The sequence below is a fragment of the Ferrovibrio sp. GW821-FHT12D07 genome, from assembly GCF_058807275.1.
In genome coordinates, this window is sequence record NZ_JBXAQN010000004.1 from 1 (window position 1) to 22,654 (window position 22,654).

Annotated in this window: 20 protein-coding genes, 1 tRNA gene and 1 pseudogene; 9 read left to right on the forward strand and 13 right to left on the reverse strand. The window is 58.8% G+C overall.

The genetic code is table 11. The annotated features are described in order from the left end of the window. The 5 genes and pseudogenes from AC1RRE_RS19470 to AC1RRE_RS19490 all read right to left on the reverse strand — a co-directional run. Positions 1–248 (reverse strand): annotated as a pseudogene (locus AC1RRE_RS19470) (sulfate transporter subunit); the annotation flags it as partial. A 54-nt stretch (positions 249–302) separates the two neighbouring features. Beyond that, positions 303–1,181: a TauD/TfdA dioxygenase family protein gene (locus AC1RRE_RS19475; RefSeq protein WP_492983609.1), complete on the reverse strand. Its 879-nt coding sequence runs from the start codon at positions 1,179–1,181 to the stop codon at positions 303–305. A gap of 14 nt (positions 1,182–1,195) precedes the next feature. After that, positions 1,196–2,077: an ABC transporter permease gene (locus AC1RRE_RS19480; RefSeq protein WP_492983611.1), complete on the reverse strand. Its 882-nt coding sequence runs from the start codon at positions 2,075–2,077 to the stop codon at positions 1,196–1,198. Next, positions 2,070–2,894 (reverse strand): ABC transporter ATP-binding protein, encoded by an 825-nt coding sequence (locus AC1RRE_RS19485; RefSeq protein ID WP_492983613.1) that lies wholly within the window; start codon positions 2,892–2,894, stop codon positions 2,070–2,072. The genes AC1RRE_RS19480 and AC1RRE_RS19485 overlap by 8 nt, the downstream gene beginning before the upstream one ends. A 4-nt stretch (positions 2,895–2,898) precedes the next feature. Beyond that, complete coding sequence (locus AC1RRE_RS19490) at positions 2,899–3,909, reverse strand: ABC transporter substrate-binding protein (protein WP_492983615.1); 1,011 nt, start codon at positions 3,907–3,909, stop codon at positions 2,899–2,901. A gap of 176 nt (positions 3,910–4,085) precedes the next feature. On the opposite strand from AC1RRE_RS19490, the gene AC1RRE_RS19495 reads away from it, so the two are divergent. Then, entirely contained in the window at positions 4,086–4,949 is an 864-nt protein-coding gene (locus AC1RRE_RS19495; protein ID WP_492983617.1) for a TauD/TfdA dioxygenase family protein, read from the forward strand. On the opposite strand, the gene AC1RRE_RS19500 is transcribed toward AC1RRE_RS19495, so the two are convergent. The 3 genes from AC1RRE_RS19500 to AC1RRE_RS19510 form a co-directional block, all read right to left on the reverse strand. Beyond that, positions 4,946–5,947 carry a transcriptional regulator GcvA gene (locus tag AC1RRE_RS19500; protein WP_492983619.1) on the reverse strand — a complete coding sequence of 334 codons (1,002 nt, stop codon included), beginning with the start codon at positions 5,945–5,947 and terminating at the stop codon, positions 4,946–4,948. The two genes, AC1RRE_RS19495 and AC1RRE_RS19500, sit on opposite strands and share 4 nt — an antisense overlap. A 133-nt stretch (positions 5,948–6,080) precedes the next feature. Beyond that, entirely contained in the window at positions 6,081–7,343 is a 1,263-nt protein-coding gene (locus tag AC1RRE_RS19505) for a bifunctional alpha/beta hydrolase/OsmC family protein (RefSeq protein ID WP_492983621.1), read from the reverse strand. 4 nt (positions 7,344–7,347) lie between these two features. Further along, positions 7,348–7,734 (reverse strand): OsmC family protein, encoded by a 387-nt coding sequence (locus AC1RRE_RS19510; RefSeq protein ID WP_492983623.1) that lies wholly within the window; start codon positions 7,732–7,734, stop codon positions 7,348–7,350. A gap of 113 nt (positions 7,735–7,847) precedes the next feature. Between AC1RRE_RS19510 and AC1RRE_RS19515 the strand changes: the two genes are divergently transcribed. Then, complete coding sequence (locus AC1RRE_RS19515) at positions 7,848–8,255, forward strand: nuclear transport factor 2 family protein (protein WP_492983625.1); 408 nt, start codon at positions 7,848–7,850, stop codon at positions 8,253–8,255. A gap of 18 nt (positions 8,256–8,273) precedes the next feature. Here AC1RRE_RS19515 and AC1RRE_RS19520 read toward each other — a convergent pair whose 3' ends face one another. Then, a complete protein-coding gene (locus AC1RRE_RS19520) occupies positions 8,274–8,579 on the reverse strand; it encodes a helix-turn-helix domain-containing protein (protein WP_492983627.1) in 306 nt (101 codons plus the stop codon). A gap of 237 nt (positions 8,580–8,816) precedes the next feature. On the opposite strand from AC1RRE_RS19520, the gene AC1RRE_RS19525 reads away from it, so the two are divergent. The 3 genes from AC1RRE_RS19525 to AC1RRE_RS19535 all read left to right on the forward strand — a co-directional run bounded on the left by AC1RRE_RS19525 (position 8,817) and on the right by AC1RRE_RS19535 (position 13,012). Then, positions 8,817–9,152: a hypothetical protein gene (locus AC1RRE_RS19525; RefSeq protein ID WP_492983629.1), complete on the forward strand. Its 336-nt coding sequence runs from the start codon at positions 8,817–8,819 to the stop codon at positions 9,150–9,152. A 394-nt stretch (positions 9,153–9,546) separates the two neighbouring features. Continuing rightward, positions 9,547–10,557, forward strand: coding sequence for an AAA family ATPase (locus AC1RRE_RS19530; protein WP_492983631.1), 1,011 nt, complete (start codon positions 9,547–9,549; stop codon positions 10,555–10,557). 187 nt (positions 10,558–10,744) lie between these two features. After that, the gene (locus AC1RRE_RS19535) at positions 10,745–13,012 is read left to right on the forward strand and encodes a S8 family peptidase (protein ID WP_492983633.1); all 2,268 of its coding nucleotides are present in this window, start codon (positions 10,745–10,747) and stop codon (positions 13,010–13,012) included. 56 nt (positions 13,013–13,068) lie between these two features. On the opposite strand, the gene AC1RRE_RS19540 is transcribed toward AC1RRE_RS19535, so the two are convergent. Together AC1RRE_RS19540 and AC1RRE_RS19545 are read right to left on the reverse strand one after the other, a co-directional pair. Next, the gene (locus AC1RRE_RS19540; protein ID WP_492983635.1) at positions 13,069–14,187 is read right to left on the reverse strand and encodes an HNH endonuclease; all 1,119 of its coding nucleotides are present in this window, start codon (positions 14,185–14,187) and stop codon (positions 13,069–13,071) included. Between the two features lie 883 nt (positions 14,188–15,070). Then, a complete protein-coding gene (locus AC1RRE_RS19545; RefSeq protein ID WP_492983637.1) occupies positions 15,071–15,748 on the reverse strand; it encodes a recombinase family protein in 678 nt (225 codons plus the stop codon). Positions 15,749–15,924: 176 nt separating this feature from the next. Here AC1RRE_RS19545 and AC1RRE_RS19550 point away from each other — a divergent pair, with 176 nt between their 5' ends. Beyond that, positions 15,925–16,215 carry a hypothetical protein gene (locus AC1RRE_RS19550; RefSeq protein ID WP_492983639.1) on the forward strand — a complete coding sequence of 97 codons (291 nt, stop codon included), beginning with the start codon at positions 15,925–15,927 and terminating at the stop codon, positions 16,213–16,215. A 59-nt stretch (positions 16,216–16,274) separates the two neighbouring features. Then, positions 16,275–17,702, forward strand: coding sequence for a hypothetical protein (locus AC1RRE_RS19555; RefSeq protein WP_492983641.1), 1,428 nt, complete (start codon positions 16,275–16,277; stop codon positions 17,700–17,702). 271 nt (positions 17,703–17,973) lie between these two features. Here the strand turns inward: AC1RRE_RS19555 and AC1RRE_RS19560 are convergent, their stop codons facing one another. Together AC1RRE_RS19560 and AC1RRE_RS19565 are read right to left on the reverse strand one after the other, a co-directional pair. Then, complete coding sequence (locus AC1RRE_RS19560) at positions 17,974–19,449, reverse strand: phage integrase SAM-like domain-containing protein (RefSeq protein WP_492983643.1); 1,476 nt, start codon at positions 19,447–19,449, stop codon at positions 17,974–17,976. A gap of 122 nt (positions 19,450–19,571) precedes the next feature. After that, positions 19,572–19,647 (reverse strand) — tRNA-Glu (locus AC1RRE_RS19565). A gap of 431 nt (positions 19,648–20,078) precedes the next feature. Here AC1RRE_RS19565 and AC1RRE_RS19570 point away from each other — a divergent pair. Both AC1RRE_RS19570 and AC1RRE_RS19575 read left to right on the forward strand, forming a co-directional pair. Continuing rightward, complete coding sequence (locus tag AC1RRE_RS19570) at positions 20,079–20,819, forward strand: FadR/GntR family transcriptional regulator (protein WP_492983645.1); 741 nt, start codon at positions 20,079–20,081, stop codon at positions 20,817–20,819. Next, entirely contained in the window at positions 20,816–22,639 is a 1,824-nt protein-coding gene (locus AC1RRE_RS19575) for a gamma-glutamyltransferase family protein (protein ID WP_492983647.1), read from the forward strand. Before AC1RRE_RS19570 ends, AC1RRE_RS19575 begins: the two co-directional genes overlap by 4 nt. Positions 22,640–22,654: the final 15 nt, after the last annotated feature.

Sequence of the window (22,654 nt, forward strand, 5' to 3'; positions counted from 1 at the left end):
GCTTCCAGGCCGTCGATCACCGAGCGCGCCTGCTTGCCCGAGCCGCCATGGCTGACGCGGACCGCCAGCTTCTGCTTCGCCTGCGTCTCCCACTGCCTGGCGAAGACGGCGTTGACATCCTGGTACAGCTCGCGTGTCGGATCGTAGGACACGTTGAGCAGGGTTGCGTCCTGGGCCTGCGCGGCAAGCGGCAGGATCAGGCTGACGGCCGCAGCCGCCAGGGCGGATTTCAGAAACTGTCGTCGCATGATGAAGTCCCCTTCTGTGTGTCTGGTGAACGCAATCTTTAACGAGGCCAATCCTCAGCGCGGGATGTCGCCCTTGATGGTGGTCCGGTGCAGCGTGCGGCGTTGGCCCGGAGTCGGGCCAACAGCCAGATGCACGGTGGCGCGGTTGTCCCAGAAGACCATGTCGCCCGGCCGCCACTGATGGCGGTAGACAAAGGCCGGCTGTGTGGAATGAGCGAACAGGAACTTCAGGAGTTCCTCGCTTTCGCCCTCCGGGATGCCCTCGATGGCAGAGGTAAAGCCCTCGCTGATAAACAGCGCCTTGCGGCCGGTTTCCGGATGGGTGCGCACCACCGGATGACTGCTGGGCGGCACCTGACGCTTCTGGTCTTCGGTCAGCGCATTGCGGGCATTGGAAACGGCACGCAGCGCATCGTATTTCAGCGTGTAGGAATGCACGGCATTGCGGCCGGCCAGACGCTGCTTGATCTCTTTCGGCAGCGTCTCGTAAGCCTGGTACATGTTGGCGAACAGCGTGTCGCCGCTGCCATCCTGCGGCAGCTCGCGCGCCAGCAGCATAGAACCCAGGCTGGGTTCGGCCACATAGGAGAGATCGGAATGCCAGTAACGGCCGGCATCGCCCAGGCCGATCTTGCGCCCGTCTTCCACCACGTTGGACACCACCAGGATTTCCGGATGGCCGGGCAGATGGAATTCCTTCAGCACGTGAATCTGCAGTGTATTGAACCGCCGACTGAAGGCGATCTGCTGCTCCGGCGTCAGGGTCTGCTGGCCACGGAAGACCAGAACCTGTGCATCAAGGAAGCTTTCACGCACGGCATTGAAGGTCTCGTCATCCAGTGGGTGCGAGAGATCGAGGCCGTGAATCTCACCACCCAGCGGCGCGTCGAACCGGCGATAGGCAAAGGCCGGCTTGGTCTGTGCAATACCCATGTGTCCCTCTTCTCTTAGCGCTGCATGCCCCAGCGGCGCACGGTGATGCGCTCAAGGCTGCGGAAAATGATGCTTTCGACCAGCAGGCCGATACCGATCACGGTGAGCAGGCCGGCAAAGACATTGGCGATTTCGAGCTGATTGCGGTTCTCGAAGATGAACCAGCCCAGACCACCCGAACCCGAGCTGACGCCGAAGACCAGCTCGGCGGCGATCAACGTACGCCAGGCGAAGGCCCAACCGATCTTCAGGCCGGTGAGAATGGCCGGGAACGCCGCCGGGATCAGAATCTTGAAAGCATAGCGTGGGCCGCGCAGGCCGAAGCTCTGCCCCGCGAGCCGCAGCGTTTCGCTCACGCCCTGGAAGCCGCTATAGGCATTGAGCGCCAGCGGCCAGAGTACTGCATGGATCAGCACGAAGATCAGGCTCTTCTCGCCCAGACCGAACCACAGCAGCGCCAGCGGCAGCAGCGCGATCGCCGGCAGCGGGTTGAACATGGCGGTGAGAAGACTGAGCAGATCAGTGCCGATGCGGTTCGAAATCGCCAGCAGCGTCAGCACGGTGGCCACTGCGATGCCGGCGAGATAACCGGCCAGCAGCAACTTCACCGAGGTCCAGGCGCGGATCAGCAGCGGCCCGGTGACGAAGCCATCCCACAGCGCCACGATGGAATCACGAAACGTCGGAATGATCAGCGGGTTGTTCAGGTAAGCCGCATAGACCTGCCAGATCGCCGCCAGGATCAGCAGCAGCGAAACCTGGCGCACCGCATCGATGCGGAAGATGCGTTCAGCCAGGTTGAGCTTGCGCTCGACCTCAACATCGCCGAAAGCGGCCTCGACCGGGCGGATGAATTCGGGCCGCTCCAGCGGATGCGGCAGGATGCCCTCAGCCATGCGCGCGGACCTCCTCATGACTGCCTTCGCTGTGAACCGGTGTATCGCCGAACAGCAGATGGTGGATGCGACGGCCCAGCGCGGTCTGTGCCTCGCCGCCGGCCGGACCATGGTTTTGCGGCACGTTCAACTCGGCGCGCACGCGACCGGGATGCGGCGACAGCAGCAGGATGCGGCTGCCGACAATGATGGCTTCCTCGATGGAATGGGTAACGAACAGCAGCGTGAAGCGCACGTCCTCCCACAGCTTCAACAGTTCATCCTGCATCTTGCGGCGGGTCAGCGCATCCAACGCCGCAAACGGTTCGTCCATCAGCAGGACTTTCGGTTCCAGCGCCATGGCGCGCGCAATCGCCACGCGCTGCTTCATGCCGCCCGACAACGTGTGCGGATAGGCGTCGCGGAACTTGTAGAGCCCGACCTTCTCCAGAAGATGATCCGCCTTCTCCACTGCGATGCTGCGCGGCACGCGGTTCTCGGTCAGCGGGAAGACCACATTCTCGCGCACGGTCTTCCAGGGCAGCAGTTGGTCGAATTCCTGGAACACCATCACGCGGTCCGGGCCCGGCCGGCGCACCGGCGCACCATCCAGCAGGATTTCGCCCTCGACCGGCGGCAGGAATCCGGCGATCGATTTCAGTAGAGTCGACTTGCCGCAGCCGCTTGGCCCCAGCAGCACGAAACGGTCGGAGTCATGCACATCGAAGCTGGCGCGCTGCACGGCGGTGACCAGGCGGTCGGCCGTCTTGTACTGCAGGGTCACGCCACGCGCCGACAACAGCGGACTGGGCAGGCGGGCGATGCTGGCCGGGCTCATCGGCTCAGCTCCCGGTCTGCGGATGAATCTCGGGGAAGAAGTAGTCCTTCCACGACGCCGGCTTGTTCTTGATCGCGCCGGTGCGATGAAGAAAATCGGCGATCTGCTGGGTGTTGAGCGGCGCCCAGCTCAGCTTGACCGACGGATCGCGCAGCAGCTTCTCGATGCCTTCAACGGTGTAGCTGCCTTTTTCCTCTTCGACGAAGATGCGCGCCGCTTCCTTCGGGTCGCGGTTGATGATCGCAAAGGCTTCTTCAAAGGCGTTGAACACGGCCTGATAGGTCTTGGGGTTTTCCTTGCGGAACTTGCCTGTGGTATAGAGCAGGTTGACGCTGGCCGGGCCACCGAGGATGTCCCACGACGTCGTCACGCGATGGATTTTCGGGTTTTCCAGCTGCTGGAAGTTGAACGGCGGCGTGCCGAAATGCGCGGTGACCTCCGACTTGCCCGACAGTAGCGCCGCCGTGGCCTCCGGATGCGGCAGCGTCACCGTCAGCGTATCGAGCTTGTTGTGCTGGCCCGGGCCCCAGGCCTTCTCGGCAGCGATCTGCAGCCACAACGACTGGATCGAAGCGCGCACGGCAGCCACCGCGATGCGGTCCTTTTCGGTGAAGTCCTTGATGGTCTTCACATTGGGATTGGTGGTGTTGAGGAAAGCGGCCGAGGCATCGAGCGCGCCAACCGCCTGCACATCCAGGTTGCCGCGCGTCTTGTCCCACAGCACCAGCACCGGCGCGATGCCGGCGGCGGCGTAATCCAGGCTGCCCGAGAGCAGCGCATCGTTGCTCGCGGCGCCGCCGCTCAGGCGCGCCCAGGTAACCTTGGCCGCCGGCAGGCCCTGCGCCACCGTATGCTTCTCGATCAGTTTCTGATTGCGCACGATGATCTGCGGCAGGTAGCCGATGCCGAACTGCTGCGCGATGCGCACTTCATTCGTTTCGGCCCGCGCCAAAGGCGCGGCGAGCGTCAGCGTGGCGACAAGTCCAAGGGCGGAAGCGAGACGGGAAAAGCGCATGGTCGATCCTTTTGTTGGTCCGGGGAGACGGACAGAAGTCTGACCATGAGGAATAAGGCGCGGTTCCAATTTCACAAACGCAAACGTTCTTGAATCTCGATATACATTTATTTGCGTGATTTTTACGCGGGACCGCGTGAAACTGGGCGCAGACACAGACTGCTGGAGGCTTTGCCATGGCGCTCGATATCCGTCCCCTTTCTGCGCAGTTCGGCGCGGAAATCCTGGGCCTCGACCTGGCGCAACCGCAGAACGAGCGACTGCTCGGCCGCGTGGTGGATGCCTGGCGGCAGGCGCGCGTGGTGGTGATCCGCAACCAGGGCCATGCCAGTGACAGCGACTTGCTGCAGTTCAGCCGCGCCCTTGGCCGCCTCGATCCGGCGCCGAATTTCGACACCGAGAAATCCAGCCTTGATGGCTTCGCCGAGATTGCGGTGGTGTCGAACATCAAGCGCGAGGGCAAGGCGCTGGGCGGCCTGGGCGATGGTGAACTGGCCTGGCACAGCGACATGACTTATGTGCAGGATCCGCCCGTCGCCTGCGCGTTGCTGGCACGCGAGCTGCCCGAGAACGGCGGCGGCGATACATACTTCCTTGATCTGCTCGGCGCCTACGAGACGCTGCCGACGGGTTTGAAAACCACCATCGCGCGCCACAGCATCTTCCACGATGCCGGCTATACCAGCGCCGGTACCGCACGCACCAATACCAAAGCGGGCGCCGGCACCTGGCATCCGATCCTCAACAGCGATCCGGTCAGCGGCCGGCCGTCCCTGTTCCTCGGCCGCACGCTGAACCGTCAGGTCGACAAGCTGGAAGCTTCAGCTGGCCATGCACTGCTGGATGATCTGTGGACGCATGCGCGCCAGGATCGCTTCGTGCTGCGGCATCAGTGGAAGCCCGGCGACCTGCTGCTGTGGAACAACATCGCCGTCATGCATCGCCGCGACGGCTTTGATCCGTCAGCCCGCCGCCGCCTGCATCGCACGCAGATCCGCACGCTGCATCCGCATTGGGAACCCTTTGCGTCCGTCGCCTAACCGGCGACTTCGCTGCGCAGCCAGTCGATGAAGGCCGTTACCTTGGCCAGCTGCAGCTTGCGCTGCGGGCCAACGATGTAATAGGCGAAGTCGATCGGCGTCTGGTCGCCGAACAGCCGCACCAGACGGCCGGCCTTGATATCGGCTTCGGCCAGCGTCGCCTTGGCCAGCGCCACGCCCTTGCCATGTAGCGCCGCTTCCAGCACCAAGCTCGATTGCGTGAAGCGCGCGCCACGATTCCAATCGACATCGCTGATGCCGGCCGCACGCAGCCACATCTGCCAAGTGGGGCAGGACTGGTCGTCATCGGGACTGTCGTCATGCACCAGCGTGACCTGCGCCAAATCCTGCGGCGATTTCAGTTTCGCGGCGAGCTCAGGCGTGGCAACGGGGAAGATCGCTTCGGGCAACAGGCGCTCGACCTGCAGGTCGGGATAGCGGCCCGAGCCGTAGCGGATCGCGAGATCGACATTGTCGTTGGCGAAATTGGCGAGCTGGTTCGAGGCGGCAACGCGCACATCGACCATCGGGAATTTCTCCTGGAAGCGATCGAGCCGCGGCACCAGCCACTTCACGGCAAACGACGGCGCCACCGAAACCGTAAGCACGCCGCCCTCGCCCAGCGTCTCAAGCTGGCTGATCGCATCACCCAGACGCTCGAAGCCGTCGCGGATGCCCGGTAGGCAAGCCTGCCCCGCATCGGTGAGGATGATGCTGCGGCCGTTGCGGCGAAACAGCGGCAGACCGAGATGCGCTTCCAGCGTGCGGATCTGATGACTGACGGCCGCCGGCGTGACGCAGAGTTCATCGGCCGCCTTGATCAGGCTGAGATGACGCGCGACAACCTCGAAGGTGCGCAGAGACATCAGCGGCGGCAGGCGCTTCTTGGCTTGGCGCGGCGACAGGATACTGGCGGCGGGCGGACGTGCCGCCTTGCTGCCGACGATCGTGTTTTTGCCATTCATAGACACGCTCTGGGGGATGCTCTGGCGCAGCATGGGGCGCGCTCCGACTCTCATTTCACATTCATGATATGAGAGCAGAAATATCTATCGCATGTCTATCGTAAAATAATTTATATAACTTATTAATAGTGTGCATTATAAAACTTAGCAATACCAATGACTAAGTTCAGCAGCTCTCGCAGGTTTCCTGCATCTCACGCTGATGCTCCTCGGGGGGACCGGACGGTGCTGGGGGATTACCCAGGTCGGTTTTCACCGTGGCCCCACCTTCCAGGGTGCGATGGACCGGGCATTTGTCGGCAATCGCGAGCAACCGCGTCGTCTGCTCGGATGTCAGCGCGCCTTCCAGGCTGATGCGGCGCGTGAAGACATCGGATGGTGTGCCGCCACCCTTCTCTTTCGCATGACCCACCGCGACCTTCACGCGCGTCAGCGGCAGCTGCTTCAGATCGGCATACAGGCGCAGCGTCATCGCCGTGCAGGCGCCCAGGCCGGCACTGACCAGATCATAAGGTGACGGGCCCGTGCCCATACCGCCGGCCGAGACCGGCTCGTCGGCGAAGAAGGTCGCGCCGGGCGTGCGCACCGCGACCTGGAACTTGCCGGCGCGGGTTTCCTCGATGATGACGCCCTCGCCGTCCCTCAGGGGGGCATCCGCCATCGCCGGAGCGGCGGCGAGATAACGCGAGGCCCATGCGGTGATCACCTCGGCCGCGTAATCGGCATCAGCGGGCCGGGTCAGCAGGTGATCCGCGCCATCAAGCGACACGAAGCTTTTCGGATGTTTCGCTGCCATAAAGATCGAGCTGGCATTGTTGATGCCAACCGTCAGGTCCTGCGGCGCATGCAGCACCAGCAGCGCCTTGTGCAAATGCGCGATGCGGTCCTTCTGATCATGCCGATGCAGGTCGTCGACGAAGGACTTGCGCACCGTAAATGGCCGCCCGCCCAAATCGACCCGTGCCTCGCCCTCGGCGATGATCTTGTGCAGCGTGTCGCCGAACTGACCGGTGACATGCTCCACATCGAAGGGCGCCGCTATGGTCGCGACCGCCTTGATCTCCGGCATCTCAAGCGCTGCCGCCAGCACGGCCGCGCCGCCCAGCGAATGCCCGATCAAAATCTGCGGCGCAAAGCCGGCTTCGGCCATGATCTTTCCAGCCGCGACAATATCCTGCACATCGGCGCTGAAAGTGCTGTCGGCGAAATCGCCTTCGCTGTCGCCCAGGCCAGTGAAGTCGTAGCGCAGCACGCCGATGCCACGCGCCGCCAGCGCGCGGGTAATGCGCACGGCGGCAATGGATTTCTTGGTGCAGGTAAAACAGTGCGCGAACAGCGCATAGGTCTTCACCGGACCATCGGGCAGTTCCAGTCTGCCGGAGAGTTTCTGTCCCTGCGCGCCGGTGAAATCGAAATTGCGGCTCTGCATGACGTCAGCCCAGCTTGGTGTGAATGGGCGTGCCGGATTTCAGCGTCAGGGTCACCGGCGTGCGTTCGGCGATATCAGCCAGCCGCGCTTTCTGCACATCGTCCAGCGCGCCCTCGAAGGTGAGCGTGCGGTCGATGCGGCCCTGGTCCTTCTCGCGCGTGTACAGCAGAGAGACATGCGCCGCCTTCAAATCCCACTCCTTGCGCTCGGCATACATCTTCAGCGTAATCGCCGTGCAGGCGCCGAGTGCCGAGAGCAGCAGCTCATATGGTGCGGGACCGACATCCCTGCCACCAAGCCCGGTGCCCTCGTCCGCCACCACGGCATGATGCCCGGCCTTGATGCTGACCGCATAACGGGCGGTTCCGATACTGGCTTGAGCGCGGGCCATGGCGGTCTCTCCTGATCTCGTCTGCAGATGAGCGGTTATATCAGAAAGACGGCGAACCGGTCCTGCGCTGCGGTGTTTCTGTTTACAGGAATACCGTCACGTATGAGGAACCGATGAGCGCAACCCAGACCCAACCGGCCCAGCAGACTGAGGCACAGGTCTCGGCCATCGTCTGGGCCTATTACGATGCCTTCCGCGAACGACGGCGCGATGTGGCCGAGACACTGACGGCGGAGCGCTTCACCTTCACCAGTCCCTATGACGACCACATCGACCGCACGGCCTTCTTCGAGCGCTGCTGGCCCAATGGCGACCGCTTCAGCGATTTCCGCGTCGAACTGGTGCAGGCGACAGCGGAGGGCGCCTTCGTGACCTATCTGTGCACGACGCGGGACGACCTCTCCTTCCGCAACACCGAATACCTGACCGTGGTGAACGGCCAGGTGGCGAGCGTGGATGTGTACTTCGGCGCCAGCTATCGCAACCGGCAATTCGTGGCCAAGGCGCCCGAGAAAAGCTGACGTTCCTATTCTGCTGGCCTACTTTGCAGGACGGCGCCCACCCCTCAGCGGTTTGGGAATCGGTGCACCCGGCAGGGGCTCGACGAACAGTTCGACCATGCGCACCCGGAGCACACGCGCCAGGCGTTCAAGCAGGTCGATACTGGAGTTGACCCGGCCGCGTTCGATGCGCGCCACCATGGAGGCATCAACCTCTGCATCACCGCCCAGCGCCTCGATCGTCAGACCCCGCTCTACGCGAATACGCCTGACATTCCAACCAACTACCCGTCGTGCTTCCATGAAGCGGAAACGAACAGCTTGAGTCAGAGTAATACAGGGCATATAGTCCCTGCGGTTGAGGAAGTATAGAATAGATCATCCAATGGTATGCAGACTGGTTCTGGTTGTCGTTCACCGGTTTCGTTCTGTCCGGCTCCGATACCATACCCGGATATGACACCGAAGATGATGGTTTCACGTCGCCGATCTGCGGACCAGTTCCGCATGTCCCGATGGTCATGGATACGTCAGCGGGCGTAACCGGCAGGCAGGCCGGCGACGTCCACGGAATGGGTGGATATGAGCTGCGATCTGAGCCATGCGCCGACGCGCAAGGATGGCGAAAGCATGCCGCCGGAGGATTTCGAACTCCGGCTGCGCAGCAGGCGCATGCGCCTGCTGACCGAATGGCTGCAACATCGCCTGGGCGCATCGGTCGAGATCGACCTGTCGAAGGTCAGTTGCCGCGTGCGCGAGATGAGCGACCGCGACCTGCTGCTCACCGTGGTGCGCCTGGTGACGCCGGCCGGCGTCGCCGCCAATGAAGTGATGCACGCCTTCGAGCGCTGCGCCGCCGAAGCGCGCCGCCAGTTGCTGGCCGAACGCGCAGGGCCGACGCCGTTTCACATGGCGTGATCGACTGCGCGCGACGCGCATCGTGCCGCGCGGCATCTGCAGAAAACCGATTGTCAGCTGATCGCCGGAAGTGGCGACCCCAACGGGAGGAAGAGACGTTTAAATCATATTGTTATATATCAATAGCTTATTAAAATAATCAAATCAAAAAATTCCTAGAAAATTTCCTAAACTTACGCCGTAAATGGATCGTTTAGACCCTGAGTGATACTGCACTCATGGCAAATCAAACCCTTACGCTTGTTGTCCCCATTACTCCCAGCCTTAAGACCTTTTTCTTCAGGTTTGGTAGAATTTCCACTAGGTACACGAGTCTCTTTTTTGAGTCGGGCAAATGGCGAAAAGCGATCTTCTTCTATCCTTAGTCAGGGCTGGAGCCTCTGGCGATAAGGATATGCTGAAATCGACCGTTGAGGCGATGGTCGCGGACGAGCGCGCCAAAAGTCACAACGGGTTGGCCGACCGTCTTCAGCGTGTGCTGAACACCATCTCCGTAAGCCCTCCCGCTCTCACCGCCTCTTCTAACAGCGTAAGTTCTGGCCGAGAGGCGGTTCTAGAAAAGCAGCCGCAAGTCAGGCTCGAAGACCTGATATTACCATTGCCGGCCATGCATACTGGCCAACAGCTTATTGAAGAACACCGGCGTGCTTCCGTATTACGCTCACACGGCGTCGAGCCTCGCCATCGCGTGCTGCTATCTGGCCCTCCAGGAAATGGCAAAACCTCTTATGCAGAGGCTATCGCTGAAGCTTTAGCACTGCCGTTTTTTGTCATTCGATACGACGTGCTAGTTGGCAGTTTCTTGGGTGAGACAAACACTAGGCTGCGCCGCCTCTTCGATTATGTGAAGACGCAACCGTGTGTGCTGTTTTTTGATGAGTTTGATGCCATTGGCAAAGAACGTGGCGATACGCATGAAACTGGCGAGATTAAGCGGGTAGTTTCATTCCTGCTTATGCAGCTTGATCAATTACCCAGTTATGTCGTCGCCATAGCAGCAACTAATCACGCCGAATTGCTAGATCGGGCTGTCTGGCGGCGTTTTGAGATACGCCTGGACTTCCCACAACCCACCCACGCCTTACAAGCTCATTATATTGAAAGGCAAATCTCTCATTGGGCCGAACTGCCTGCGTTACACCCGGATGCAATTTCTAAGCGTCTGGGTACTGCTAGTTTCGCAGAAACCCAAGATTTCCTTCAAAACGTGCGCCGCCGATATATACTCGCGCTAGGGGAAACTAGCGTCGACGATGCTCTCAAATCCGAGCTTGATTTGTGGGCATCTCGCGTAAAACCGGCAGAGCAGAATGGAAACCGACCCAACAAAGCCGCTGTTAAGGCTGGCAGCCGAGGACAACGGCGAGCGGGAACCAGGCACACGAGGGGCACCAAGAAGGCCTGATCCGTACGGCGTCCCGCATCAAAATCGACGTTTTGGCCCAAGACTTCAGCGCCTAGCACAAGTTCTACAACGTGGCGCGGCTGCTCAACTGCAGTTGCGGCAAGATCCTGCGGCGATTGCGCCTGAATCCTTACTCGTCTTTGAAGTTCGAGGATCTATTCAACGATTTGCTGAAGCAGCACGGCGTGTGCCAGGTCTGGAGTTTATCGACGAAGAAGAGCTTCCTGGTGACGACGACGATGTCACTCCTGTCGCCTATCTCTTCGTCCCCGACGCCGTCGCATTGGGACAAATCCTGAGCCTATGGGCCCGGTGGGTTGCCGGGCAACCGATGCAACGCGGCTTTACTCCTTGGCGCGATGTGTTCGCTTTATTACGAGACTTACGTCGATGGGGACCAGATGATCGCGTCTCTCACGAAGAACAGTCTATTCTGGAAGATCAAATCGAGGGTCGAGGAGAAAACGAGCTCGTCCGTATCGAAGTAGAACTTGTATACCGCGCCTCCGAAGATTCCGGAACTACAGCGCGCCGAGAACTAGAAGCAGCCATTCGCGCAGTCGGCGGCGCAATCATTTCTTCATTTCGACTCCCCGATATTGCATATCATGCAGTGCTCGCTGATTTGCCAGTTTCAGCCATACGGCAAATCATCGCACGGAGCCAGGATGGACTGGCTGGCCTAGAGCCGGTAATGCACATTCGTCCTCAAAGCCTCGCCAGTTCAATTCAAGTAGAAGAAGTGAACACCGAGGCAGTACGGCAACAACCTGAGCCAGAGGGCGCACCAATACTAGCAATTCTTGACGGCGTGCCAGTCGCCAACCATCCGCTTCTAAATGGCCGCCTTAATGTTGAAGACTTGCATGATTTGGAAGGGACGACTCTTGTCGAGCATCGCACCCACGGGACTGCGATGGCTTCCCTTGTCGTGCACGGTGATAGAAACCGCAATGAATCCGCTTTACCGCGTACGGTCTTATCAATTCCGATTATGGAAGGTGATGAAAACGGCGAAAACATACCAGCCGATAGGCTCGCCGTTGACGTAATTTACACCTCAGTCCGTGCTCTCCGGGAGGGTAGAGAGGCAATTGGACGCAACGTCATCATTGTGAACTTGTCTGTCTGCAATGAGCGCAGATCGTTCCATGGTCAGATTTCAGCATGGGCGCGTCTGCTGGACCGCTTCTCGTGGCAATACGGAATTTTATTTGTCGTTAGCGCGGGAAATTACAGAGAGCGCTTTACCGTCCCCCCCTATCGCACCTCCGCCGAAGTTGAGAGGGCCGCAGTGCGCCAAAGAGCCAATCACTTTTTGTCCGCCGTTGAGAGACAGAAGGGCGAACGCAGGATTTTATCACCCGCTGAAACGGTAAATGGAATCACAGTTGGTGCCGCGAACCAGGATGCTGTTCCTGGTAGGGAGCGCGTTCTACCTGCCAATAGCGTGTATCCTTATCAAGAATTTGACATGGCTAATCCGAGTAGCCGTCTCGGACCGGGCTTTAGTGACGCCGTCAAACCAGACGTCTTATTCTCTGGGGCACGAGAGCATTATCGCTTTTGGCGAAGCGGCGGCGACGTGGTTGAAGTTGGCCCGGTCGGTCCAGTTCGTGCTGCTGGTATTCGCGTTGCAGCGCCTCCAGTAGGAGGCAACCCTCGTCAGGAAGGCTTTACAAACGGTACTAGTGCTGCAGCCGCCTTGGCCTCCCGAACTGCGCACCGAATACACGACGCATTGGAAGAAACATATGGCAATGACTTTTTAGCATTGTCTGCCACCCAGCGTGCGTTAATTCTAAAAGCTCTCACTTGCCATCAAGCTTTATGGCCTGACACTACACGCGAGTTCATTGTCGGCGTGACCGGACCGGCCGACAATCATCAACATGTCGAGCAAAGAGACAATGTACGCCGCTACCTTGGGTACGGACTTGTCAATGCGGATGATGCAGTAGCTTGCGCTGCGGACAGAGCTACTTTCTGGGCAACCGGTACCCTCGGTCGCGAAGCTTCAATGAAAGTCCAAGTTCCAATTCCACAATGCATGGCGGGACAAGCCCGTCTCCATTCCCTCTCCGCAACACTTGCCTGGTTCACTCCCGTCCTACCGGGACGTCGTGCGTATCGTGCCGTCAGACTATCACTTATGGAACCAACCGAGCTGGAACGCCTGCGCGTGGATCCCGCCAGATCCCAACCTGATCACAATCAATCACGTCGCGGCACTTTGATTTCTAGGCGGTGGATTGGTGAACGCGCTCCTGTCGTATCGCAGGACATGATGTGTGAAATTGCCATCCAAAGAGAGAAAGAAACGGCGCGTATTGACGAGCAAGAGATCCCATTTGCTCTGGCTGTTACCGTTTCCATGCCGGAGGTAGCTCAAGTATACGATCAAGTACGCCAGCGTCTCGCTGCACGAGCTGGCGTCCGCCCGGTGCGTGCATAAACATCTGCAAGAGATAGCATCCCAGTCTGGCGCGCCAAATTTCTAAATAGGGACTACTAGAGAATTATATCTCTACGACGCCGAGGGCGAGGACCGCCCCAATACTCTCTAGTTTTTAGAGCATCAAATCCGCCACCTATAACAAGCGCCGAACATTTAACCTCTACAACACCATCATTTTTCGCAACGTCCATTACACGGGCAATACTAAAGCACACCGTCCTGCCACGCAGATGCACTCCACGAGAGGAAGACGACATTGCTTCATATCTATCTATCATGTACCAAAATCGTACATTGTTCGCTGTTCGACTAACGATAGCAGTCTGTCCCCTGCCATCGCTCCGCTTGCCATCCGATTTAAAAGTGTGCGCCCCGTGAAAACACACAAGCATCCCAGGAGAAATAACAGCTTGAACAAACCCAGAGTCTAGGCAGTCCGAGAAATTGGCAATGCTCACGCCCCGTAAAGTGGCCCTTATTACTTCTTCGACATAACTTGTAAGCATAATTATGCCTTCAAAGTCATACATGTAGAATTGAGTGCCACTACCCAACCAGCTATCCGGGTTCTTCAAAAGCCCCGTGGGAAAAATATATCCCTTCAGCCAACAATACCGGTAATGCGACAAACTTCTAAAATTGACCTTTACTTCCAAAGCAAGCTCGAAAAGACGCTGTACATTGGCATAGTCCCAACGCACCCCATCTACTTCTGATAGCTCCAAAATCAATCGAGTATCAGCCCCCTTTACTTCACTCTCCCAATTGTCTTTCGCCTGCCGCAAAGCATCAGTGGTTAGATTCCGACTGAGGTCATGTTTAGTGTGAGCTTCACCATGATGCTCGTGGCATAGGACTGCTAAATTTTCGGCCGAGTGATCACGACTACTTGCCCACGAGTCGATGTGATGAAGAATTATTTCTTTTTCCGATTTCCTACAAATGCAGCAAGTGTACTTATTCCTAAACAGGACCTGATGGATTGTATCAGTCGGTATGGGGGGCCGTTTGTCTCGAAGAGATTCGATCTCAAAATCAGCCAGCCCAATTGCAGTCAGTTTTGCATCTGACATTCTCTGCAACTTCGCAACAGTATACTTTTCTTCTGACAAACGTGCGGCCGTATCAGACCTAAAGTTTCGCCCCAAAAGCGCAAGAGATGTTGAACTCATATCTGCCTCCCAATTTTTATATCCTACCGCACGCCTCAATCAGATAAGGGCAACAATAATAATAAGGGTGCTTTATTGGCTTTTTGAAAGCTGGCTTTTCAGCCCCCCGCCCAGTCCGTTTTCTCTGTCTATGCGGCCGAAGAGATTCACGGGGACAATTCCTAAGCCTCTATGCCGTTAAACTAGCTCGGGACAACATGATCGCCCACACTGAAGGCAAGGTGGTGAGTGTTCCGTGAGATATTGTGCTTTATTAAAAGCTAACTCTTCCGTTAACATGCCACACCTCCAGACAACACGGAGGTTAGCCGACGATGACTCCCGACTTGGGGCTTGAATATCACCTATCCGACCCTGCCATCATTCAACGGGTCTTTGGCTCTAAATATCCCGCTGCCGCAGCTGAGCTAATCAGGCTCATTACCATATCGAACGCATGGCTCGATAAGAACGGATGGACCTCACAGCCGTTTTCGCGCGAACGATTGATGGACTTACTAGGGTATCTAGGATTAACCGAAGACTTCTACCGGGCGAATATCATTAAGTACGTGCTCCGATATCCAGACACGACTAGAGACCTTCAACGCACGAAGGATTCTGTTGCTTACGCCCTGGCGCTAGCGCAGTACCGCGAATGGATAGAGACGGCGCGGAACACTCGAATTAAGAGAGAGCTGGAAACCGAACCAGGGTTCTACGCTGGGTAAAAAGTCCCGGCCTTCACACCACGGCAAGGTCCCAATAACAATAACAATGGGCTTTAGCGGTTTTTTGAAAGCCGTATTTTAAACCCCCGGGGGGTCTGATTACTGATGGGTGGGACTCCTGCGCCCCCCCTCTTCGCTTGGAGAGTGAAGACGCTTCAAGAGAAGGCGGAACGTCAAGCCGCAAGCATGCACAATAGGCTTTGAACAGACGACGCATACCATTTTCCATTACGTGGCGTTGGTATTCGGCGCGCGTTTAACGCGTGAGCAATCGCATTGGCACTGGTGATACCCTCAGCTTGGATAGCAGCAACATCGGCTGCAAGGTCGGCTGCTCGCTCTCGGGCTTTGGCGGTAACGGCCTGTGCCGCTTGCTGTCGGATTTCATCGGAGGGCTTGGGGCCGCCACGCCAACCGCCTAGTACCCTGCCCCGAGCCTTCGCCGCCTGAAGCGCCGCCTTGGTGCGATCAGAAATCAGCTTCCGTTCGGCTTGGGCGACCACGGCCATGATGCCAACTACCATTTCGTTGGCTTCGGGCATATCGACGGCGACGAAGCGCACACCTGCCTTCTGTAGCCCCAGCAAGAAATGCGCGTCACGAGACAAGCGGTCGAGCTTAGCGATTACCAGCGTTGCGCCATGCACGCGGCAGGCTCGCAGCGCCTTCTGAAGCTGGGGGCGATCAGACCGCCCACCGCTCTCCACCTCGGTGTACTCGCCCTCTAGAGACCAGTGACCGCCATTCAGCCAATCCTTGACCGCCTGGCGCTGCGCATCGAGGCCCAGTCCGGAACGGCCCTGCCGGTCGGTCGAGACGCGGTAATAAGCGACGAATTTGCCTGATGGCATGAATATAGCCTATCTAACTACGTTCGTTGTCAGATTTACTATAGCATGCTGAAAACCTAGAAAACCAGCCCCAGTTTGCTGAAGAACGCGGCTGAGGTAGTATCAATTCGTGGATAAGCCATTGTTACACAATACTTATTCCACAATTGTAGAATTACTTTTTCGGAGACGTGCAAATGAGCCAGCAACGACGCGGAAAAACCGTCCACAATTGTAGAATTACCATTCCGAGCCCCGGCTACATGGGCCGGGTGGATAGCTCTGGCCCGACCGTCAAAACACGGGTGGTGGTCGAGGGCTTCAGTGTTGGTCCCCGCCAGCCGCGCATCGGCCTGGAGATCACCAGACGGCCACTCAAGGGCCGAAACATCACAGCCGAGGCGAGCACGCTGCTGTCTCTTGCAGAGGCATTGGCACTTTGCCGACACCTTCATGCAGCGATCATGACGGCACAAGAACAAGCCTGACTCATGACCACTATATGTTGTGCCATTCAGATAAATCAGTGGCATAGCTGGTAGATCATATGATTGTCCTGAAGACCTTTCTTCACACGCTGGAAGGCAAGGCTTGGGCGGAGCTGTGGGCGGCATCAGAAATCACGTCCCTGCGTCGCCCAGCCTCACCGGCAGCAGACTGCTTCATAGACCTACTGTTGGCCGAGGTGCTGGCATCGGAAAAGCGGGTTCGTGATCGCAAGAAAAAGCTGACCGCCTTCCGCGACTGTCTCTCTGGCATCGCTGGCGACCTTCTCGCCGCAGCCCGAAGCCGAGACAAACTCCGCAAGGTCTATTCACCGGAGTTGATCGACAGTGACACGGAGGTACTAAGCCGCCATGACGGTTGGTGCTACCGGTCAATGGCTGAAGGGTCATTTCGGCACAACGACGATGCCCCCTCATACGCTGACTTCAAAGCCTGTGTCACGGCGCTTGAAGCTCTGGGGTACCTGGAAAAGAAGACAGGCTATTCGCGGCCGGTAGGAGAGTTCAAATACCAAGTCGGCTACACGACCCGCTTCAGGGCCCTGCCTCTCCTCGTAGACAAGGCAACAGCCTCAGGTATTCAGCTAGCAAAACTGACTAACCATTTCCGACAGCTTGCCCCTAAGCACGTTCTTGAGCTCCGTGGAACGTCGGAAGGCTGGAGTAATAACAAGAAGCTCAAGGGCAAACGCCAGCGCCTACCCGACACCCCAGCCATACAGGCGATGAAAGCCGACATACAGGAGTTGAACGCCTATTTGAGCGGCCGGATCAAAGGCGCAAGCTTCATTGGCTATAAGCGCATCTTCAATGACGGCAGTCTCACCCGTGGAGGTCGCCTGTATTCGGTGGGTAATGAAACCTATGTTTACGACAGCAAGGCCGACCGGCTGAAGATGACCATTGATGGTGAACCGGTCTATGAGCTGGACCTAAGGGCCAGTCACCTGACCATGATCTATGGTCTCTTCGGTGTTCCGTTCAATCCTGCTGTAAGTGACCCCTATAGTGTCTCTGGGATAGAGAGACAGATTGCCAAAATCTGGCTCACCTATGCCCTGGGTAAAGGCGCATTACCCGAGCGATGGGGCAAAGGGATTCTCGCTAAGAACCCTGCTTTGCAAAAATACCCCATCACCCCCGTCCAGGAAGCAATGCTTGAACATCACCCTGTCTTACGAGACTGGCTGAGCGGTGAAAGAGACTCCAAAGACCTTCAGTACCTAGAAAGCGAAGCCATCTTTGCAACCATGCTCCGTTTAAAACGGGAGCAAGACGCCCCTTCACTGACGGTTCATGATTCGCTGATCGTAAAAGCCAAGGATGCCCGGCAAGCAATCATAACCATGAAAACCGAGTTTCACCGGCAGTGTGGGATTGTCCCTCATGTGACGATTAATGCCCCACCTGGGATGACTGTCTTCCTTAAACCGGAGGATATAGGTCCGGGGTTATCTCAGGAGTTCTAATACCGTCTCAATAATAATAGGGAGCCATAACCAGCCGGATTAAGGAGGGTTGGTGAAGCCTGAGGGGGAAATTCGCCCATGCCACAAAAGGCATTTCTAGACTCGTACAGAGGCCCTGCGTTTCACGGCCAGGGTAGTAGCCCATACGCCATCGAGGCGCTGTAGAGTCAAAAGAACGGCGGCCAGGGCCCATCCCTTTGGTGGGCTACACCTTGTCCTAATTCCAGTCCGACAAGAATCCCCAAACGAGCGGCCTGGAAATTCCCACAACTTACGATGTGCGAGTTTTACCGGTCTTTCGCTTGGGCTGTTTGCCAAGCATAAGGTCTAAAGCCTTATCGAAAGCAGCTTTGACCTGCAACAGAGCATGGCCCTGGCCGTATGTAGCCGCCACGTCTCCGGCCGCGTGACCCAGTGCCCGATTACGGAGGTCTTTATCGACCTCGATGTACCGGAGCACGTCTTCCATGGTGTGCCGGAAGGAATGGAAGACTTCGGCCTCACCAGTCTTCACCCCGATTTCCGTCAGAAAGCGGCTAGCCCATTTTGAAACGGCGCTGCTAAGTGCCTTCACGCCGCCGTAATCAAACAGCATTGCGCGCTTTTTCCGCTCGTCGGTCAGGTAGGCCTTAAACCCATTGTCCAATAGGTACTGCGGGATTGGGAGGTAGCGCACACTGGCGCTCGTCTTCACCTCACCCCGGATGTGAAGGCAGAAAACCCCGTCTCGATCCTGAAACTGCGCTGGGGCCGCCTTGGCAATTTCACCGAGGCGCGCCCCAGTCGCGAGAGCTATCAGCGTGATCCATGCACGTGCCTTGTCGTCTTCGCCGCCCAGTCCCGCGAGCGCAAGGCAGGCCTGAGCAACCTTTTGCACCTGCTCATAAGAGAATGAAGCACGCTTAGTAAAGCCCTGCTCATCTACTGATGTTTTCGGGATCAGGATGTCGGCTGCGGGACTCTGTTCAATAATGTCGTGGTCACTGGCGATCCGCAGCAGTAGCTTGATGTAGCCGAAGTGCTTGTGCCTTGACCCTTGCGCGAAGGGTTCTCCATCGGCCTGCCTGTAGTCATACAGCCAGGTCCGGAATGTCCGCATGTGAGCCTTCGTAAGCGCAAACAACGGAACAGGCTCTCCTAACGACTCTTGCAGGTATCTCACTGCGCGGCGGCACTCGCGTACCGCACTCTCAGACGGGTTACGCTCTTTGCGCCAGACTTCGATTACCTTTTCAAACGCGTCCGGCAGCGGTTGTGCATTTACACCCTCGTAAACGGCCGAGAGCTTGGCAATGTCATCCCGCAGCCCTTTAACGATCATCGCTTGAATTGGGGTGCCGTCAGAGAGGTGCGGTAGCTCACCGTCGTCTTGGAGCATCTTCGCGTCTGCTAGGATCGCAGCCGGAGGCAATCCCTCAAGATCGTTCTTCAGCTCATTCAGCAGCTCATGCACTGCTAGACGCGTAACGGTGGTGTCGCCAGGGAAGCGTTGCTCATACAGCAGCGCGCCCAGGACTTCTTTGACACGGCGCTTCACGTGCGGCTGGTTAGCCTGTTCCCGATGCGCGGCGTCAAATACCTCGTCGGTGTAAACCGCGAGCTTGCGCGCTTCCTTCTCAGCGAGGGCGCGATCTTTGATTCCTTTTAGGTGTCGGTCGAAGACGGCGAATCCGACCAGCGCCCGAATCTGCTTCGGCACAGGCCGTCTGAAGCGAAAACCACCGTTGTTCTCGTACAGGTATTTCACGCGGCACCCGTCGTCTGGCGAACGGAAAATTCCTAAGAGTGTCCTAGGAGAATTCCTAAGACAGTCTGGCTAAGTGCCTGTATTATTGCAATCAGTGTGTTGGTCTGTCCATCCAGAGAGGATGGCGACCCCAACGGGAGTCGAACCCGTGTCTTCACCGTGAAAGGGTGACGTCCTAGGCCTCTAGACGATGGGGTCGGCCTGTGGCGGATCGAATCAAACGAACCGCATCGCCGGTCGCCCGGCGTGAGGCGCTGTGTAATGGGTCCGACCTGACAAATCAATAGTCGCTGCTCTGTTGCCAGGCACACCGCGCCGATGCTGTTGGGACACCTTCGTTTTTCCGATTCCGGGGCGCGTCGAAGGCACCGAAACACCGGGCCTGAGTGAAACCAATTTTCATAATGGTTCACCTCATTCCACCCTTCCGTGCCGGAAGAGGCAGCAATTCGCCCATTAAATTGGCATTTGAATCATATGTTTAGGATTGCGGCATCCGAACCATTGTGTTTAGGTTCGTATTCATGAACGAAATGTTGCCGCGCTCGCCCCAGGCGCCAATTCCGGGGCAAATACAGGGTCAGACCGGACAGAGTCATCAGACGTCTGCCCAAGTCCCGGCCCAGCCGTTGCATACCGCCGCCGAGGCCGTCGCCATGCTGCGGCGCCTGCTGGTGGAACAGGCCGGCTTCCCTGAAAAGCCGCTGCCCACCGAGCGCGATCTATCGGCACGCTGGGGCATCAGCCGCCGCATGGTGCGCCAGGCGCTGGCCGAACTGGAATCCGAAGGCAAGATTTGGCGCCGCCAGGGCAAGGGCACCTTCATCGGCCCGGCACCCTCTTCCTCCGCGCCGACGCTGAGCCGTCTCGCCAGCCGCACGAACTTCTATGAGATCATGGAAGTGCGTCTGCACATCGAGCCCAGCATCGCGCAACTGGCAGCCCACCGCGCCAGCGCCGAACAGGTGGCGATGATCCGCAAGCTGGCCGAGCGCGTCGCCGCCGCCGGCCTCGACACCGAGCCGGCCACGCTGGAACGCTGGGACAGCGCGTTTCATCGCAGCCTGGCCGAAGCTGCTGGCAACCGCCTGTTCCTCGACCTGTTCGAGGTGATCGACAAGATCCGCTACGACGCGTCGTGGCAGAGCATGCGCCAGCGCGCCCGCACGCCCGAAGGCAAGGTGCGCTCGGCCAACCAGCATCTCGAGATCGCCGACGCCATCGCGGAGCGCGATTCCGCCAAGGCCGGCGCGATCATGCGCCAACACATCGCCTCGCATAGAGAAGCCCTGCTCCGGGCGATGAACGACGATCAGGGCCTGTCTCACGCACCATCCAGTCCTTCTGCCAGCACCCCGGACCCCTCATGACCAAGATTCCGTTCGCTTTCACCACCCGCCCCGAAATCAAAGGCAACTTCGGCGTGGTGGCCACCACCCATTGGATCGCATCGTCTGTCGCCATGGGCGTGCTGGAGCGCGGCGGCAATGCCTTTGATGCCGCCGTCACCGCCGGTTTCGTGCTGCATCTGTGCGAGCCGCATCTGAATGGCGCTGGCGGTGACCTGCCCGCCCTGCTGTGGAGCGCCAAGCACAACCGCATCGACGTGCTCTGTGGCCAGGGACCGGCGCCCGAGAAGGCGACGATCGCGCATTTCAAGGGACTGGGCCTCGACCTCATTCCCGGCTCCGGCCTGCTGGCACCCTGCGTGCCCGGCGCCGTCGACGGCTGGCTGCTGATGCTGCGCGACTACGGCACCATCGATCTGGCCGAAGCGTTGGCGCCTGCCATTCATTACGCCGAAAACGGTTGCCCGCTGGTACCGCGCGTGATCGACACCATCGGCACGGTGCAGAAACTCTTCCAGGATGAATGGAAGACCTCGGGCGCATTGTGGCTCGACAAGAGCGGTAACCTGCCCAAGCCTTACGCGATGTTCCACCAGCCCGGCCTGGCCGCCACCTATCGCAAGCTTTCCACGGCCGGCAGCGGCAGCCGCGAGCAGCGCATTGAAGCGGCACGCAAGGCATGGCGCGAAGGCTTTATCGCCGAAGCCATCGACAAATTCTCGTCCGGCACCGAAGCCATGGATGCCTCGGGCCGTCGCCATCGCGGCGTGCTGAGCGGTAACGACATGGCCAAGTGGCAGGCCTATATCGAAAAGCCGCTGACCTATGACTATCACGGCTGGACGGTGGCGAAATGCGGCCCCTGGAGCCAGGGTCCGGCCTTCCTGCAGCAGCTCGCGCTGCTGAAGGGTTTCGACCTGGCGAAGATGGACCCGGCAGGTCCGGACTTCATCCATACGCTGGTGGAAGCATCCAAGCTGGCCTTCGCTGACCGCGAGGCCTGGTATGGCGATCCCGATCATGTGGATGTGCCGATGGCGGCGCTGTTATCCGACACCTACAACGCACAGCGTCGCAAGCTGATTGGCGACACGGCATCTCTGGAGCTGCGCCCGGGCGATCCGATGGGCAAGGCGGCGAAGCTGACCTCGATCAAGGCCGGTGAAGCCGGTGGCGTCGGCGTGGGCGAGCCGACCGTCGGTCGTCTTGAAGGCAGCGACGGCAAGGTCACCGGCCGCGGCGCGGCCAGCGGCGACACCTGCCATATCGATGTGATCGACCGCTGGGGCAACATGGTCTCGGCCACGCCCTCGGGCGGCTGGCTGCAGAGCTCGCCGCTGATTCCGGAACTGGGCTTCTGCCTTGGCACGCGCGCGCAGATGTTCTGGCTGGAAGAAGGCCTGCCCAATTCGCTCAAGCCCGGCAAGCGCCCGCGCACCACGCTGTCGCCCTCGATGGCGCTGAAGGACGGCAAGCCGGCATTGGCCTTCGGCACCCCCGGCGGCGACCAGCAGGACCAGTGGTCACCCCAGATGTTCCTCAAGGTCGTGCATCATGGCATGAACCTGCAGGAAGCGATCGACAGCCCGGCCTGGCACAGCGAACACTTCCCCTCCTCCTTCTATCCGCGTCCGTCCAAGCCCGGTCATCTCGGCCTGGAAGGCCGCTTCGACAAGACGACCATCGAGGCATTGAAGGCGCGCGGCCACAAGGTGGAGGTCGGCGGCGACTGGTCCGAAGGCCGCCTCACCGCCTGCGGCACCACCGAAACGTCCGAGGGCACGCTGCTGACCGCCGGCGCCAATCCGCGCGGCATGCAGGGCTACGCAGTTGGTCGATGAGGACCGGCCGATGAG

What these genes read in the sequence shown, in the direction of transcription:
- AC1RRE_RS19475 (WP_492983609.1), bottom strand. Translation starts at nt 1,181, where the DNA reads ATGGGTATTGCACAGACCAAGCCGGCCTTTGCCTATCGCCGGTTCGAC.
- AC1RRE_RS19480 (WP_492983611.1), bottom strand. Translation starts at nt 2,077, where the DNA reads ATGGCTGAGGGCATCCTGCCGCATCCGCTGGAGCGGCCCGAATTCATC.
- AC1RRE_RS19485 (WP_492983613.1), bottom strand. Translation starts at nt 2,894, where the DNA reads ATGAGCCCGGCCAGCATCGCCCGCCTGCCCAGTCCGCTGTTGTCGGCG.
- AC1RRE_RS19490 (WP_492983615.1), bottom strand. Translation starts at nt 3,909, where the DNA reads ATGCGCTTTTCCCGTCTCGCTTCCGCCCTTGGACTTGTCGCCACGCTG.
- AC1RRE_RS19495 (WP_492983617.1), top strand. Translation starts at nt 4,086, where the DNA reads ATGGCGCTCGATATCCGTCCCCTTTCTGCGCAGTTCGGCGCGGAAATC.
- AC1RRE_RS19500 (WP_492983619.1), bottom strand. Translation starts at nt 5,947, where the DNA reads ATGCTGCGCCAGAGCATCCCCCAGAGCGTGTCTATGAATGGCAAAAAC.
- AC1RRE_RS19505 (WP_492983621.1), bottom strand. Translation starts at nt 7,343, where the DNA reads ATGCAGAGCCGCAATTTCGATTTCACCGGCGCGCAGGGACAGAAACTC.
- AC1RRE_RS19510 (WP_492983623.1), bottom strand. Translation starts at nt 7,734, where the DNA reads ATGGCCCGCGCTCAAGCCAGTATCGGAACCGCCCGTTATGCGGTCAGC.
- AC1RRE_RS19515 (WP_492983625.1), top strand. Translation starts at nt 7,848, where the DNA reads ATGAGCGCAACCCAGACCCAACCGGCCCAGCAGACTGAGGCACAGGTC.
- AC1RRE_RS19520 (WP_492983627.1), bottom strand. Translation starts at nt 8,579, where the DNA reads ATGCCCTGTATTACTCTGACTCAAGCTGTTCGTTTCCGCTTCATGGAA.
- AC1RRE_RS19525 (WP_492983629.1), top strand. Translation starts at nt 8,817, where the DNA reads ATGAGCTGCGATCTGAGCCATGCGCCGACGCGCAAGGATGGCGAAAGC.
- AC1RRE_RS19530 (WP_492983631.1), top strand. Translation starts at nt 9,547, where the DNA reads ATGCTGAAATCGACCGTTGAGGCGATGGTCGCGGACGAGCGCGCCAAA.
- AC1RRE_RS19540 (WP_492983635.1), bottom strand. Translation starts at nt 14,187, where the DNA reads ATGAGTTCAACATCTCTTGCGCTTTTGGGGCGAAACTTTAGGTCTGAT.
- AC1RRE_RS19545 (WP_492983637.1), bottom strand. Translation starts at nt 15,748, where the DNA reads ATGCCATCAGGCAAATTCGTCGCTTATTACCGCGTCTCGACCGACCGG.
- AC1RRE_RS19550 (WP_492983639.1), top strand. Translation starts at nt 15,925, where the DNA reads ATGAGCCAGCAACGACGCGGAAAAACCGTCCACAATTGTAGAATTACC.
- AC1RRE_RS19555 (WP_492983641.1), top strand. Translation starts at nt 16,275, where the DNA reads ATGATTGTCCTGAAGACCTTTCTTCACACGCTGGAAGGCAAGGCTTGG.
- AC1RRE_RS19575 (WP_492983647.1), top strand. Translation starts at nt 20,816, where the DNA reads ATGACCAAGATTCCGTTCGCTTTCACCACCCGCCCCGAAATCAAAGGC.